Raw genomic sequence first — 15,252 nt, forward strand, 5'->3', positions numbered from 1 at the left:
TTAATGCGCTTCGAGCCAATTTTTGCCCTCTCCAATTTCTACAACCAAAGGTACATTTGTTTTGATTGCATTGGTCATTTTATCCTGTATGATTTCCTTAAAAAGCTGTATTTCGCTTTTAGGTATGTCAAAAACCAATTCATCATGTACCTGCATGATCATTTTACCCGATAAGCCTTGCTGCTCAATTTCATTTTGGATGGCAATCATGGCAAGTTTAATCAAATCTGCGGCCGAGCCCTGGATAGGTGCATTAATAGCATTTCTTTCCGCAAATCCACGAACCGTCATATTTGCCGAATTGATATCTCTAAGATAACGCCTTCGCTTTAAAATTGTTTCAACATAACCCTTCTCTTTTGCAAACTCGATCGCATCACTCATATACCTTTTTATGCCTGTATATTGATTAAAATACTCGTTGATGATATCAGATGCTTCTTTGCGTGAGATACCAAGATTTTGGGAAAGACCAAATGCCGATTGACCATATATAATTCCGAAGTTAACGGCTTTAGCGTTGCGTCTTTGTTCAGAAGTAACAGCATCAAATTCGGTATGATATACTTTTGCGGCTGTTGCCCGGTGGATATCATGACCTTGACTAAATGCCTCCATCATATTTTGATCTTTACTTAACTCGGCGATCAGGCGCAGTTCAATTTGCGAATAATCGGCTGATAGAATCACATGCTCTTCAGATCGTGGAATAAACGCTTTTCTTACCTCTCTACCTCTCTCGGTACGTATCGGGATATTTTGTAAATTTGGATTAGTCGAACTCAGACGTCCGGTTGCAGCAACAGCTTGATTGTAAGATGTGTGAATTAATCCTGTTTCCGGGTTTATTAACTCTGGCAGTGCATCCACGTAAGTTGATTTTAGTTTTTGCATTTGCCTGAAGTTTAAAATATCTTGAACGATGTCTGATTTATGCGCTAACGCTAGTAATACATCTTCTCCAGTTTTGTACTGTCCCGTTTTTGTTTTTTTCGCTTTGGGATCCAACTGGAGTTTGTCGAATAAAACTTCACCCAATTGTTTTGGGGAAGCAATGTTGAAATTTACACCTGCTTTCTCAAAAATAGACCCTTCGAGGTTTTTGATGTCCTGCTCCAAAGTTTTAGAAAATTCTTCAAGTGCCGGAACGTCAATTTTTACACCATTTCGTTCAATTTCAGCCAGTATATATACTAATGGGAATTCAACATCCTGAGCGAGTTCCATGGTGTCGGTCTCGATAAGGAGAGGTTGAAATATATTTTTTAACTGTAATGTGATATCTGCGTCTTCGGCTGCATATTCTTTTATTTTTTCAATCTCCACATCGCGCATGTTTCCTTGTTTCTTGCCTTTTTCACCTATCAGTTCAGTGATGGATACTGGACTATAATTAAGATAATTTTCTGCGAGGAGATCCATACCATGTCGGGTATCTGGATCAATCAGATAATGTGCAACCATCGTGTCAAAAAGAGGCCCTTTTACTTTTACACCGTATCGTGCCAAAAGTAAAATATCATATTTAATATTTTGTCCCACTTTTTCGATGTTCGGATTTTCAAATACTGTTTTAAAAATATCGATTACAGCTTGCGCTCCTTCACGGTCTGCTGGAGTGGGAATATAATAGGCCCTAGCATTTTCGAAGGAGAATGATAAACCTACAATGTCCGCAAGATTAGCATCCAATCCTGTCGTTTCCGTATCGAAACAAAAACTATTCAAAGAAGATAGCTTTTCGGCAAGCTCTTTTTGTTTTTCTCGAGTATCGACCAAAATATAATCATGCTCCGTATTATGGATATTATTTACTTCAGTATTATCAACGGTTGTTTGCGTAGTGACATCGACTGTTGTCACCGCAGTTACTGTTGTAGAAAATAAATCCATTTGGCCAGTTGTGGAGGGGCTTCTGTCAAGCACGGAGAAATCTTCGCCGAAAACCCGCTTTCCAAGTGTTCTGAATTCTAGTTCCGCAAATAGTGGTTCAAGAATTTCTTTGTTTGGATCTTCCAGTTCAAGTGATTTTTCGTCCAGGTCAATTGGTACATCCAATAAAATGGTAGCTAATTTTTTGGAGATAAGTCCTTGTTCAGCAAAATTTTCTACGTTTTCACGCATTTTTCCTTTGAGTTGATCTGCGTTAGCAATAATACCTTCGACAGATCCGTATTCTTGAACAAGTTTTTTTGCTGTTTTCTCACCGATGCCCGGTATACCCGGTATATTGTCTACAGCGTCACCCCAAAGTCCGAGGATATCGATGACTTGACAGACATCAGAAACTTCCCATTTTTCCAAAATCTCTTTGACACCTTGTACTTCTGCTCCGTTACCCATCCGGGCAGGTTTGTAGATAAAGATATTGTCCGATACGAGCTGGCCAAAATCTTTATCCGGTGTCATGCAATAGACCTGAAAATCTTGTTTTTCAGCTTTTTTTGCTAAAGTCCCTATAATATCATCTGCCTCGTAGCCATCCATTGTAATAATCGGGATATTGAAGCCTTCGATTAATCGGTTTATATAGGGAATAGAGGACGCAAGGTCCTCGGGCATAGACTCACGGTGCGCTTTATAAGCTTCAAATTCAATATGTCGGGCGGTAGGAGCTGCGGTGTCAAACACTACTGCTATATGAGAAGGTTGCTGATTTTTCAATACGTCCAAAAGCGTATTGGTAAATCCCATGATTGCTCCTGTATTTAACCCATTTGAGGTAATTCGGGGAGTTTTGCTCAATGCAAAATAAGCTCTATATATAAGAGCCATTCCATCTAAAAGAAATAGTTTTTTCACAAAATTGAATTTTAGTGTCTATTGCAAAGGTAAGAAATTCATTAACGGGTAAGTTTAATAAATTTTTCCGATTTTTGCAGCATGACACATTTAATGCAGCAGGAGTTATGAGAGGATTGGTAACTAAATCGACCGGTAGTTGGTATCAGGTTTTGGGCGAAGATAATCGAAGATACGATTGTCGGATCAAAGGTAAATTTCGCACCAAAGGGATAAAAACAACGAATCCTGTCGCTGTTGGAGACTGGGTTCATTTTGAGGTGGAGCCGGATCAGGAAAGTGCCGTCATTCATGAATTAGAACCTCGCCGGAATTACATTATCCGGAAGTCCGTCAATCTCTCCAAGCAAACCCAAATTATAGGAGCAAATTTGGATCAGGCATTTTTGGTGGTTACCTTGGCCTCTCCACCGACTTCCTTGGGATTTATTGATCGTTTTTTAGTGACCACAGAAGCATATGGTATTCCGGCAGTAATAATATTCAATAAATTGGATCTATTCAGTGATGAAGGATTGGAGGTTTTGGCAGACTATAAGGCAATTTATACGAGTATCGGATATCCCTGCTTTGAGGTCTCGGCCTTAACGCGGACAAATATCGACGTGGTCAAGGAACTGCTTAAGGATAAAATAACATTAGTGTCAGGACATTCAGGAGTGGGTAAATCAACATTAATCAATGCGATTGTTCCAGCATATGGATTAAAGACCGGTGAAATCTCGGACTGGTCTGACAAGGGAAAGCATACGACCACTTTTGCAGAGATGTTCGATCTCCCTTTCGGGGGGAAGCTGATTGATACGCCAGGCATTCGTGAACTGGGCATTGTTGACATCGAGAAACAAGAATTATCTCATTTTTTTCCAGAGATGCGTGCTTTGATGAACCAGTGTCGATTTAATAATTGCAGACATATCAACGAACCTGGCTGTGTTATCATGGAAGCTGTGGAAGAAGGGCGGATCGAAAGTTCGCGCTACGATAGCTACCTCAGTATGTACCATAATGAAGATAGCAGAGCGTAATTAAGATAACGGGCTTCTTTTTCTTATTCATAAAGAAATGTTCCCAAAAAGTGGCTAACGTTTTGGGAACACTCCATACATGGGAAGCAATTTCTATTCATGTGATTGAATTCTAATACAAATGCCTAGCGTATCGCTTGGGTTAAATTTAAAAAGTCACGAAGATAGGTGCACTCCCTCGAAGCGATCGTAAAGAATGGTGTGTCTTTGTATTGTGCTCCCAATTCCTTGAAATATTTATTTTGCATCGCAAAGCGATAGAATGGATTCTTTAAAGGTGAGTCGTAGTATTGCCAACGGGACTCACTGGTATAAACAAAATCCTTCTGCTCACATTTGGCGAGCATAAAAGTGCATTTAGCTTTGAAATCCCTATCTGTACTGAGCGAACGGGCCTTGCTGTACCATTCTTTTGCTGATTTCGTTTGCAGGTAATTCCGTTGCCAGTGCAGTGTAGAAGCTGCGTGATTATCTATAGACGACCATTCATAAGACACCATCGACCATGCATTTCCATAGGTACTTGTTTGGTAGATTCCTGTTGCCATTTGGAAATAATATTCGGCTTTTTTCTGGTTGTTCTTTTCCGTTTTTAGGGCATTTTCCAAGCGTGCCATGCGTTCGGCATATTTTAGCTTAGTGGTGGACTCTTTGCCATATTTTTTGGGGTAATCATTTATAGTGACAATAAACGGATTGGGCTTGAGGTCTTCTTGCTCCTCGCTATACCAATTCTTAATTTCCATTTCCTTATGATCTTTAGGTAGCCCTGCTAGGGTTTTAGCGGCTTTCTGAAAGTCAAGTTCGCGCAAATACGTCGTCCCTAATAATTCTGTGAGATAGTCTCGATTGAAATGCTTGATATCTTTTAGCAAAAATTTGGATAAGGTCTGCTGCTGGCCGTTATCTGTGAGCAAATTTCTGATCTTTAGTAACGTTTTGGGCGTTAAGCTATTTTCCCAGAAATGCATGGTTGACCATTGCATATTTTCCTCCAGTGAATCCTGCGCAAAACCATAGTTGTAAAAGATGTCAGCTTTCACTGCTGCCAAGCTTGCCATGGCCGTATCCTGAGTATTCAAGTAATGTTTTACCACGAGGTTCTGTAAGATATTGCGGCATATTAAGCTATAGTTGCTGTGTTCAAAAGCATTATAATTCCATCTTGGTTCTTTAGTGTCATTTTTACCGTCAAGTTTGGCCTTCTCTTCCAACCAGGTCAATGTTTGGGTCAACTTGATCTCATCCAGTTGCTTGCTATTTTGCCAGTCGGTCAGTTGGGTCAGTAAACGAGTAATTTGAAGCTGGTCAACCAATTTGGAGTTAAGCTCGGATTCTTTAATTTCTGAAAGATATTCCTTTGCCAAGGTGTTTTCCTTATTTATCCAGCTTAAGTATGCTGCGGTGATAAGTCCTAATTGCGGTTGCACATATTTTTTATCACGATAGAGCTGCAAGGCAAATGTGCGAACAGAATCCAGGTATTTTTTGGCGCCCCCTTTGTCCTCATTTCTTGAATAATAGGTATAGCTATCTCTATTGAGATAAAAAGACTCGTTCATTTCAGCTTCTATTTTGTTGACTTCGCGACCTAGTAAAACTGCATTTATGGTATTTGCTGGGTCAAGCTGATAACATTCGCTTAAATATTTCAGGGCACGACCGCTATTGCCGAAGCCTATAATGGCGTTAATATTGAATTTGTCTGCATCATTTTTGGCGTATTGAAAAATCTCGGCATCACTCGCAGGGATATAATGGAAATTGGAGTAAGCCAATATACGTCGTTCGGGACTCATGGTAAAGAGTTTAGAAAAGAGGTATGCAGCTTTTGCTCCATCACCATTTTTTCGCACAGCACCGGCATAATTCGACAGTGCCCAATTGAGAATGGCATCGTTCCCTTTTACAGGCTGCAGATACTTCTCATAGGTGGTCATACTTTTGGTATATTCTTGCCCAAATAGGTATAAACGGGCTGCCTGATAAGCGTAGCGGATATAGAGGAAACTATTTTTTGGGTATTTGGCGATCTGCTGCTCGGCAAGTTCGGCAAATTGTATAATTTCTTTAAAATTTCGTGTATCAGGATCCCAATAACTATGTTGTATATTAGTAATAGGCTCCTGTTTTTTGGTAAATATAAAATAAGCCCGCTCTGCCTCATGTTTTCCATCAATCAACGTCTTTAAGAAGGTGTTTCCACGAACAGAATCTGGTAAGTTTGACCAAGTAGATTTCTGTTGATTGCTCGCCAAATTGGCCGTTTCAGTATTACTCTTATACATCAGTTGTTCGACATCACTAACTTTTACTGCCGATCCAAGATGCTTAACCCAAGCCTCTGCATTAATCAAGCTTTCTTTAACGGGCTCTTCATCACTATAGAGAAATTGGTACGGTATAAATTGAAAAGCCGAAAATCCATTGTCCTCAAGATGCGGCAAGTAATAGGTCGTTTGATTATCATAAGGGTCTATTTCTGGACCGCATGCGATATTAGTTGCTATCTCTCCGAAGAAGAAAGCAAGTGTTGTGCTAGAAAGCAGCAATAATTTTTTGTAATTCGGCATTGCTATGGTTTGCTAGTGTAGCTTGATCTAAATGATAAAAAATAATTCGATGTTCTTTTCCTTTTAATTCCCCCTTCAAAAATTTTGCCGTTTGTAAGAGATCTTCCTGATTTACGGACTCAAATCGGATGATATCATCTTTTTTGAGATTGGCTTTAGGAAGGTCTTTTGTTAAAATATAAAGGTTGGTATTCGGGTTATGGGTGAATAAGGAAGCGTCTTTTATCTCTTCTTCACTGATATGTTTTGAAATGCCGATGTAATTATTATTTCTAAAGACTACAAACCATTGAAATAAGGGTAAAGCAATGTCCGTCTCAATAGGATATTTGTGTAATGTTCCGCTGAGATAGGTTTTCAGATCTTTTTGGTTTATAATGGAATTCTGAGGGCCAAATTGTCTCAGATTTCCCATATTATAACACATCAACATTACTTTCCGGACAGGGGGGACTCCACTCGTGACTATGTTTTTTACTTGATGTAATCTTAATGTTGAACTTACAAGAATGTCTTTCAATGCGGGTAGCTGCTGTAGGTAATTGAGAAGATAAAAGAATTTATCACGCGAAGTTTTTGTCCAATCGCAATCCAATTGGAGTTCCTTAAAATTCTCCTTTCCTGCCTGTTTTATTTTCGCTACAATAAATGGTACAATCTTATTAGCCAATCCCCTAATCTGAAGACTATCCATTTCCGTAAAAATACGCTGATTGACAAAGACTACGGGGATTACCTGCAGCTCTTTTGGTACGGTTTGGGTAAAGGTAATTGGGCTAATAGGAACGGCCTGTACACCCGAAGGATCAAAGTCAATATCCATTATTCTCACATAAATAGATTGCGCTTTAATCTCTTCTAGAGATCGATTTTCTACAGTATCTAACTGAAATACAGTCTTCCAGAAATAGAAACCTGTCTCATGCGATGTTTTAGAGCAGCATATGAAAAAAAGTGATGTGAATAGTAAAAGAAATAAAAATAGTTGTGTTTTACGCAGCATATTTGCTTTATTTAGTTGTATGTCAAACAAAATGGGATTAATTTTGTTTGTTATTCAATAAAATAAAGACGAAATTACGAAGAGATTATGACTTTATGAAGCCTATTTTAAAATGGATCCTTGGTGTTATAGCATTTATCCTGTTGGTTTTGGCTGGCGGTATTTGGTATTTTAGCCACAAGTGGAAGCCACTTTTGGACACAAAACTCAAACAATTGGTGTCACAGGCAACAGACAGTCTGTATTCCATACAATACGACGATATCCATGTCAATTTAGTCCTTGGCAATGTAACAATAGATAATTTACATCTCGTTCCAGATAGTACAGTTTATAGGAAACTCGTACTGGCACAAAAAGCGCCCGACAATCGTTTTGAGGTCGCTGTAAATAGATTAAAAATAAAAAGCTTTGGCATCCGGAGGGTTTTGATGGACAAGGAGCTTTTCTTACATGATATTACAGTGGAGACGCCAAAGATCCATGTGATCAATGAGGTTCATAGCTACAATGACACAGTCAGCAGCGGGCCCAAAAAGCCGCTTTACGAAAAGATAAAAGACAATCTTAAAAAAATTCAAGTGGAGGCGGTTAACCTCAATAATATTGATTTTAAATATACTCAGGTTCAAAAGGGTGTTCATCAGGATTTTGAGATCAAAAAGGTAATGGTCCGAATAGATGATGTATTAATAGATTCGACCTCCGAACAAGACAGCCAACGCTTTTATCACAGTAAAATGGTGGATATTCAAGTACCTGGTTTTACGTATAAAACTCCCGATGGCTTTTACAAGGTGAACTTTGATCAGTTGAAAATTAATAGTAAAAGCCGGAATGTGCTGTTAACAAAAGTTGCTTATCAGCCAACATTGAATAAAGCTGCCTATTACAGGAAGAAAGGTGAAGGAGGAAGTTATATGGTATTAAAAATGGACACCTTGCTCCTGACAGGCTTCAATTTTGCAGCACTTTCGCGCGATAAAAAAGTATACACAAAGCATGCGCTTGTGAAGAATGGAACACTTTCGATTTATAGTGACAAGCATTATAAAAGCGCGCCCACCAGCCATATTGGACATGCTCCGCACATGAAGTTGATGAAGCTATCAACACGAATGGGAATTGATTCATTAATCCTCGAAAATATGGGTATTTCGTATTCCGAAATGAGCGATGAATACAGTCAGATCGGTACAATTACATTCGATCATACTTATGGTACAATATCTAATATCACAAATGACTCCACAAAACTAAAAAAGCAGAAGCTGATGCGTGCAAATCTGCATAGTAATTTTATGAATGCAGGTAGGCTAAATGCCAACTTTGTATTTGATATGACATCCAAAGTGGGCGCTTACACCTACAAGGGAACGCTTGGAAAGATGGATCTACCTGTAATAAACAAGATGATTCGCCCATTGTTGAATGTTGAAGTCAAATCTGGAAATCTAAAGCAGATTAGTTTTGACATTTTTGCCACTGATTATCGGAGCAAAGGAACATTTAAAATGGATTATGACGACCTCAAGGTAAATATACTGACTGAAGTCGGCGACGACGGGCGGCGTGAAAAGAAAGGCCTGCTTTCTTTTATGATTAATCAGGTTCTGTTTAATCCCAGTAACCCTGATTTGTATGGAAAATATACGGTCGGGCATATTAATAAGCGGCGCGACCCGAATCATCCGTTTTTTAAAGCATTATGGCAGACGTTATTGGTTGGGATCAAACAATGTGTCGGTCTTGGCCCAGAGCGTGAGGCCAAATTGATGAATACCGCTGGAAAGGTTGAAAAAGTAGTGAGTGGAGTGAGCAAGGCGAAAAAGATGATTTCAAGTATATTTAAAAAACACAAAACTCCTGAAGAGCTCCTGAAGGAAGAGAAGGAAGATGATGCCAAAGCGGCTGCAAAGATTGAAGAGAAACGAAAGCGTAATCGTGAAAAGGCTGAAAAAGAACTTGAAAAAGAAGGTACAGATAATTGATCGTCCGTTTCACGTGAAAAGCTTTCGTAAACGCTGATTGAATGGAGAATTCAGTGGCTATGGCAAGCATAGAAGACAGATTTGCATTTTTTAGCAGATTTGTCTAGTTTACGGTATCATGATAGATTCGATTTTAAGTTTTATTCGATTTGTTTTCAAGTACAAAAATGGCCTTGTGGACAAAGTCATGTTTTATGCAAGCATGATGTGCGCTGCGATAGTCCTCTTTAATGTGGGATATGTCACGGACAAAGTGCTCGGGGAGTTGCTGGGTACAATGATCCATCATCTTTTTTTTATCCTCTTTTTTATGATTGCGCTGCGCGAATCGTCCTCCATTTATGCGCTTCGAAAAATTGCCGTGGAGCATTATTCGGGAATAGTTATCCTCGCTTATTTTATATTTATTCTTATCGCACGTTTTTCGGGATTTGGAGCGCTCGCAGTATTTTCCAGGGAACAATGGATCTATTTGGGCATCTACTTAATTTTCATTGCCGAACTGTCGAAAAGTACCCTTTTCTTTGATAATTTTTATTTTAATCCAACCATACTGTTTGTCATAAGTTTCCTGGTGCTAATCTTAATTGGAACAGTACTGCTGATGTTGCCAAGGACCACGATGGAAGCTCCGCTGTCCTTCGTCGACGCATTGTTTATGGCGACGAGTGCCGTATGTATCACAGGTCTGTCCGTTGCCGACATTTCAACTAATTTTAGTATGTTCGGGCAGACAGTGGTGATTGTTCTAATACAGGTGGGCGGATTGGGCATTATGACCTTCACAGGCTTTTTTGGCTATTTTTTTTCCGGGGGATTTTCCTATAAGAACCAGTTGATGTTTGGTGAAATCTTAGGCGAAAGTAAGGTTGCCTCGGTGATTAAGACATTACTCACAATGATCTTTATCACATTATTGTTCGAGTTTCTTGGGGCAATACTCATCTTCAGTACTTTAGATCGTGCAAATTTTCCAAATTTGGGAAGTATGGTTTTCTTCTCTACCTTTCATTCCATATCTTCTTTCTGCAATGCTGGTTTTTCAATTCTATCAGGAGGAATTACCAATGATGCCTATAAATTTAACTACCCTTTTCAATTGGCTTTGTCCGCATTGTTTATTCTTGGCGGACTGGGCTTCGGAATTGTATTAAATTTTTACACCTATATCAAAGAGTCCATCCTGCTTTATTATCATCGCTGGGTGACAAAGAAAAGCTATAAACACAAAGCCTGGAATTTTAGTTTCAATTCTAAGTTGGTCTTAGCATGTAACGCGGTTATTATTGTAGCAGCGACTTTATTCTTTTATTTTTTGGAACATGGAAACACACTTTCTCTCGAAAAGGGGCTTGAAGGCGAATGGGCGACTTCTTTTTTTATGGCTAATGCAGCACGCTCAGCAGGATACAATAGTGTCGACCTGAGTTTTGTGACTGCCCCTACTGTTTTTATCATTATGGTTTTAATGTGGGTGGGAGCTTCTCCGGGATCGACGGGAGGTGGGGTGAAAGTAACAACAGTGGCCGTGTCACTGATGAATATTATATCGTTGGCTAAAGGAAAGGAATACATCGAGATTTTCAAAAGACGGATAGCCAATGAATCTGTTCATAAAGCATTTGCAATTATCCTGCTTTCCCTGTTTGTTGTCGGATGTAGCTGCTTCTCTTTGATTTTTACGGATCCGGATAAGAGTATGAAAGCATTACTGTTTGAGGCGCTATCGGCCTATACTACCTGTGGGTTAAGTTTAGGAATCACAGCATCATTAAGTATGGGTGGTAAATTAATTATCGCTATAACTATGCTCATTGGACGGGTGGGAATGCTAACCTTGTTGGTCGCGTTCATTAAAAATTCAAAGCGGAGAAATATTGTATTTCCGGAAGAAAAGATCTTGTTTTAATCAGACTGAAAAGCGTTTTGACGAACTTTTGATTAACTTATCCCAGCAATTAGCCTATAGGTTGAAAGGAAGCTGTATGTCGAAATATAGCTTGGAAATAACAGTAAATTTATTTTAGTTTGGGATATGAAGTATATTGTTTTAGGATTGGGACACTTTGGACGTTCTTTGGGGGTACACCTAACTGAACTTGGCCACGAGGTGATTGGAGCCGACCGAAAGCTCAGTATCGTCGAACAGTTAAAGGACAAGATAACACACACCGTTTGTTTAGATACAACCGATCGAGAAGCGGTTTCGTCATTACCGCTTAAAGATGCGCATGCTGTTATTGTAGCTATCGGAGAAGATGAAGGAGCATCGCTTATGACCGTAGCGCTCTTAAAGCAATTGAAAGTAAAAAGAATCATTGGGGCGTATTGTTTCAGAGCTTCAAAAAACTGTTCTGGAGGCAATGGAAATCAACGAGTATATTATGCCCGAAGAAGAAGCCGCCGAGCGACTAGCCATGCGATTGGATAATATTGATATCGTTGATTCGTTCAAGGTTTCGGATAAATATTCTATTGTAGAAACTAAAGTGCCGGCCCGTTATGTGGGCATGACATTGCGTGAAGCGAACTTGACCAACATATACAAAGTGATTGTACTGACGACGGTCAAGATCACAGACGTAAAAAAGGATGGCGTGACAAAAGAGCAAAAAGAGGCTTCGGGAATAGCAATATCCGAAACTATGATGGAAGAAGGCGATATTTTGGTTGTTTTTGGCGAACTATCCAATATTAATAAGTTAATTCAAAAAGGAGAATAAAATATGTTATTGACAACAACAAGTACTATCGAAGGGCACCAAATTGAACGTTATCTGGGAATTGTCTCTTCCGAAGTAGTTTTAGGTGCTAATGCGATAAAAGACATGATGGCCGGATTTCGTGATTTTTTTGGTGGCAGATCCAATTCGTATGAACGCGCTTTTCAAGAGACCCGAGAAGCGGCGCTACGTGAGCTTGAAGACCGGGCACGCGCGTTGGGGGCAGATGCTGTTGTTGGAGTGCGACTGGATTTTCAAACAGTTGGAACAGGGGGCATGATGATGGTAGGAGCCACTGGGACAGCTGTTAAAATGCGATCTTAACTACACAGCGCCCTGAATAATGTTAGGGCTGTTTAGGGATATTAAAGGGAGTCATATTGCGCATTCAGCTTTAATAGCGGGTGTAACTCGATCTCGTTAGCAATCTACGCGATAATTATAATTGTATATAAAGCCAAATTTATCTAAGTTTGGCTTTTAAGACTTTTAAACAACCTAAGAGGATAAATGAAATCATCTGGATTTATCAGAATCACGTGTAATGCGTTCATACATACATTGGAATATGAACGACGAATGGACAGTTATATCGTAAGTTGAATAAATTAGATAGCTTCATCAACTTTAAAGACAAATTTATACGGATGAAAAATTGGTTTAAGGCAAATTCGGCTCATTTGATTGTTATAGCGATATTCATTGTGCTGGTATTTTTTTATTTTACTCCTGTTTGGCAAGGTAAAACACTCGCCCAGTCGGATGTGGTACAAGCACAAGCGGCGCAGAAGGAATTATTTGATTTTAAAGCGAAGGATGGACAAGCGCCTTTGTGGACAAATTCCATGTTCGGGGGGATGCCAACCTATCAAATTTGGCAAGAAAATGAAAATAATATTGGTACCTATTTCTTAAAAGCCGTTAAGTTCGCCTTTCCGAGCCCAATGGATACGGTTCTGTTTTATTTGTTGGGAGCTTATTTTCTCTTTAGCGTGTTACGCATCAAGCCCTGGCTGGCTGCGATTGGCGCTGTAGCCATTGCTTTTACGTCCTACAATTTTATCTATATTGAGGCCGGGCACATCACTCGTGCAAATGCAATTGCATTTATTCCGCCTGTTATCGCCGCGGTCATTATGTGTTATCGCGGAAGTAAGCTGTGGGGACCTGTATTGTTAGCCTTGTTTCTTTCTCTTGAAATTCGTGTCAACCACTTGCAAACGACCTATTATCTTTTGATGCTCCTTATGGTATATGTGATTTTTACATTCATAGATGCGCTGAAACAAAATCAACTGAAGGCGTTTTTTATTGCCTCCGGGAGGCAGGTTTTGGCAGTTGTCATTGCTTTGATGGTCAATGCTTCTATTTTATTGCCTACCTGGGAGTATAGTAAATTAAGTACCCGAGGACATGCCAATATCACAAAGGTGGATAATGCCAATACCAAAGAGAAAGGGCTTGATAAAGAGTATGCTTATGAGTGGAGCCAAGGAATTGGTGAGACGATTACCTTTTTGATTCCTAATGCCTATGGCGGTTCGACTGGCGGGCAGTTGAACGAGAAGTCACATGTGGCTAAGTTTTTAATGGAAAAGAGGAGGGGTCTCGGAAGTCCAGGCGGGGCAGTTTGCAGAAGGCATGCCAACCTATTGGGGCGATAAGCGCTTTACCTCAGGGCCATGGTATTTTGGCGCTGGGATCTTTTTCCTATTTGTTTTAGGTCTCGTTATTGTCAAAGACCGGTTTAAGTGGTGGATTTTGGCAACAACCATTCTAGCATTGTTGCTTTCATTTGGAAGAAATTTTACACTCGTATCGGATCTTTTCTTTGATTACTTCCCGATGTATAATAAGTTTAGGGCGGTTGAATCCATCTTGGTTTTGGTTTCTATTACGGTGCCTATGATGGCAATTATGGCTGTCAACGAGCTTTTGATACGTGCGAAGGAAATCCCTAACTTAGATAAAAAAGTCCTGTATACCTTTATTGGAGTCGGTGGGTTCTGTTTGTTGATTGCTATTATGCCCGATCTATTTTTAAACTTTAGAAACGCCGGACATAGCAATCTAATTGAGATGTTAGAGCATAATATAGGCGATAAAGCCTTTGCAACAGAATTAGCAAACCAGTTAGTGCTAGACCGCAAAGATATTGCGAGCAAAGATGCCTATCGTTCTTTTTTCATTATCCTATTAACATTCGGTTTTGTATGGGTATTTCTAAAGAAAAAGTTAAGCGAGGGGATATTATTAGGGGCATTATTGGTGTTGTTCCTGTTTGATTTATGGAGTATTGATAAACGTTTCTTAAATGATAAATCGTTTATGGGTAAAGGAACTACTGCACAACAGGTATTCCAACAACGTGAGGTAGATCAATTGATATTAATGGATAAAGATTTAAGTTATCGCGTACTTGATCTGACGTCTGATCCATTTTCGGATGCGCGACCCTCTTATTTCCATAAATCGCTGGGGGGATATCATGCTGCAAAATTGATGCGCTTTCAGGAAATTTTAGAAAATCAATTTAATGGGGCTCTGAATGAAGATGTTTTAGATATGTTTAACGTACGTTATTTGATTACGACAGATCCTCAGAATCAGTCCCAACGTATCGTTAGAAGAAGCACAGCAGCAGGAAATGCATGGTTTGTCGATAAGGTAAATTTTGTAAAAGGGAATGCAGAGGAAATGCAGGCAATCAGTTCTTTTGATCCCCGTAAAGAGGCTTTCGTCAATCAACAATATCAGAATGAAATTAAAGCGAAGACTTCGAGTGCTTCAACAACTGGGCAGATTAAACTAACGTCTTACCATCCAGATAAAATGCAATATGAATATACTGCAGCAAATGATGCATTTGCTGTCTTTTCGGAAGTATTTTATGATAAAGGGTGGAAAGCATATGTGGATGGGAAGGAAACGCCTATCATTCGTGCAGACTATATCCTGAGAGCCTTACAGTTGCCGGCAGGTAATCATAAAGTTGAATTCATCTTTGATCCAGAGTCGCACAAAATGGGGAATCTATTGACTTTGATCTCCTCCTTCATTCTTGTTGCAGGAATAGGAGCAGCGATTTATCTCACGTTTAAACGAAATCAAAAGGAAACAGCGGTTTAAAGC

Annotated in this window: 11 protein-coding genes; 8 read left to right on the forward strand and 3 right to left on the reverse strand. The window is 39.5% G+C overall.

Features of this window, described 5'->3' with window-relative positions; all coding sequences use genetic code 11:
* Complete coding sequence (polA, locus tag QE382_RS02105; protein WP_307184484.1) at positions 1–2,802, reverse strand: DNA polymerase I; 2,802 nt, start codon at positions 2,800–2,802, stop codon at positions 1–3.
* A gap of 107 nt (positions 2,803–2,909) precedes the next feature.
* Here polA and rsgA point away from each other — a divergent pair, with 107 nt between their 5' ends.
* Positions 2,910–3,830 carry a ribosome small subunit-dependent GTPase A gene (rsgA, locus tag QE382_RS02110; protein ID WP_307184485.1) on the forward strand — a complete coding sequence of 307 codons (921 nt, stop codon included), beginning with the start codon at positions 2,910–2,912 and terminating at the stop codon, positions 3,828–3,830.
* A 125-nt stretch (positions 3,831–3,955) separates the two neighbouring features.
* On the opposite strand, the gene QE382_RS02115 is transcribed toward rsgA, so the two are convergent.
* On the reverse strand, positions 3,956–6,403 hold the full coding sequence (locus tag QE382_RS02115; protein ID WP_307184486.1) for a hypothetical protein: 2,448 nt from the start codon (positions 6,401–6,403) through the stop codon (positions 3,956–3,958).
* Entirely contained in the window at positions 6,369–7,406 is a 1,038-nt protein-coding gene (locus tag QE382_RS02120) for a hypothetical protein (protein WP_307184487.1), read from the reverse strand. Before QE382_RS02120 ends, QE382_RS02115 begins: the two co-directional genes overlap by 35 nt.
* A 95-nt stretch (positions 7,407–7,501) precedes the next feature.
* On the opposite strand from QE382_RS02120, the gene QE382_RS02125 reads away from it, so the two are divergent.
* From QE382_RS02125 to QE382_RS02155, 7 genes are all read left to right on the forward strand, one after another.
* A complete protein-coding gene (locus QE382_RS02125; protein WP_307184488.1) occupies positions 7,502–9,397 on the forward strand; it encodes an AsmA family protein in 1,896 nt (631 codons plus the stop codon).
* A 118-nt stretch (positions 9,398–9,515) separates the two neighbouring features.
* Positions 9,516–11,306, forward strand: a complete 1,791-nt coding sequence (locus QE382_RS02130) for a TrkH family potassium uptake protein (protein WP_307184489.1) — start codon at positions 9,516–9,518, stop codon at positions 11,304–11,306.
* Positions 11,307–11,432: 126 nt separating this feature from the next.
* Positions 11,433–11,828: a potassium channel family protein gene (locus QE382_RS02135; RefSeq protein WP_307184490.1), complete on the forward strand. Its 396-nt coding sequence runs from the start codon at positions 11,433–11,435 to the stop codon at positions 11,826–11,828.
* Positions 11,782–12,120 (forward strand): potassium channel family protein, encoded by a 339-nt coding sequence (locus QE382_RS02140; RefSeq protein WP_307184491.1) that lies wholly within the window; start codon positions 11,782–11,784, stop codon positions 12,118–12,120. The genes QE382_RS02135 and QE382_RS02140 overlap by 47 nt, the downstream gene beginning before the upstream one ends.
* Positions 12,121–12,123: 3 nt before the next feature.
* Positions 12,124–12,444, forward strand: coding sequence for a YbjQ family protein (locus QE382_RS02145; RefSeq protein ID WP_209582059.1), 321 nt, complete (start codon positions 12,124–12,126; stop codon positions 12,442–12,444).
* A gap of 323 nt (positions 12,445–12,767) precedes the next feature.
* Positions 12,768–13,784 (forward strand): hypothetical protein, encoded by a 1,017-nt coding sequence (locus QE382_RS02150; RefSeq protein ID WP_307184492.1) that lies wholly within the window; start codon positions 12,768–12,770, stop codon positions 13,782–13,784.
* On the forward strand, positions 13,762–15,249 hold the full coding sequence (locus QE382_RS02155; RefSeq protein WP_307184493.1) for a YfhO family protein: 1,488 nt from the start codon (positions 13,762–13,764) through the stop codon (positions 15,247–15,249). The genes QE382_RS02150 and QE382_RS02155 overlap by 23 nt, the downstream gene beginning before the upstream one ends.
* Positions 15,250–15,252 lie beyond the last annotated feature (3 nt).

It is taken from the genome of Sphingobacterium zeae (assembly GCF_030818895.1).
Classification (GTDB): domain Bacteria; phylum Bacteroidota; class Bacteroidia; order Sphingobacteriales; family Sphingobacteriaceae; genus Sphingobacterium; species Sphingobacterium zeae.

Excerpts from the sequence above, each read along its gene's own strand:
- rsgA (WP_307184485.1), top strand. The coding sequence starts at position 2,910 with ATGAGAGGATTGGTAACTAAATCGACCGGTAGTTGGTATCAGGTTTTG.
- QE382_RS02115 (WP_307184486.1), bottom strand. The coding sequence starts at position 6,403 with ATGCCGAATTACAAAAAATTATTGCTGCTTTCTAGCACAACACTTGCT.
- QE382_RS02120 (WP_307184487.1), bottom strand. The coding sequence starts at position 7,406 with ATGCTGCGTAAAACACAACTATTTTTATTTCTTTTACTATTCACATCA.
- QE382_RS02125 (WP_307184488.1), top strand. The coding sequence starts at position 7,502 with ATGAAGCCTATTTTAAAATGGATCCTTGGTGTTATAGCATTTATCCTG.
- QE382_RS02130 (WP_307184489.1), top strand. The coding sequence starts at position 9,516 with ATGATAGATTCGATTTTAAGTTTTATTCGATTTGTTTTCAAGTACAAA.
- QE382_RS02135 (WP_307184490.1), top strand. The coding sequence starts at position 11,433 with ATGAAGTATATTGTTTTAGGATTGGGACACTTTGGACGTTCTTTGGGG.
- QE382_RS02140 (WP_307184491.1), top strand. The coding sequence starts at position 11,782 with ATGCCCGAAGAAGAAGCCGCCGAGCGACTAGCCATGCGATTGGATAAT.
- QE382_RS02145 (WP_209582059.1), top strand. The coding sequence starts at position 12,124 with ATGTTATTGACAACAACAAGTACTATCGAAGGGCACCAAATTGAACGT.
- QE382_RS02150 (WP_307184492.1), top strand. The coding sequence starts at position 12,768 with ATGAAAAATTGGTTTAAGGCAAATTCGGCTCATTTGATTGTTATAGCG.
- QE382_RS02155 (WP_307184493.1), top strand. The coding sequence starts at position 13,762 with ATGCCAACCTATTGGGGCGATAAGCGCTTTACCTCAGGGCCATGGTAT.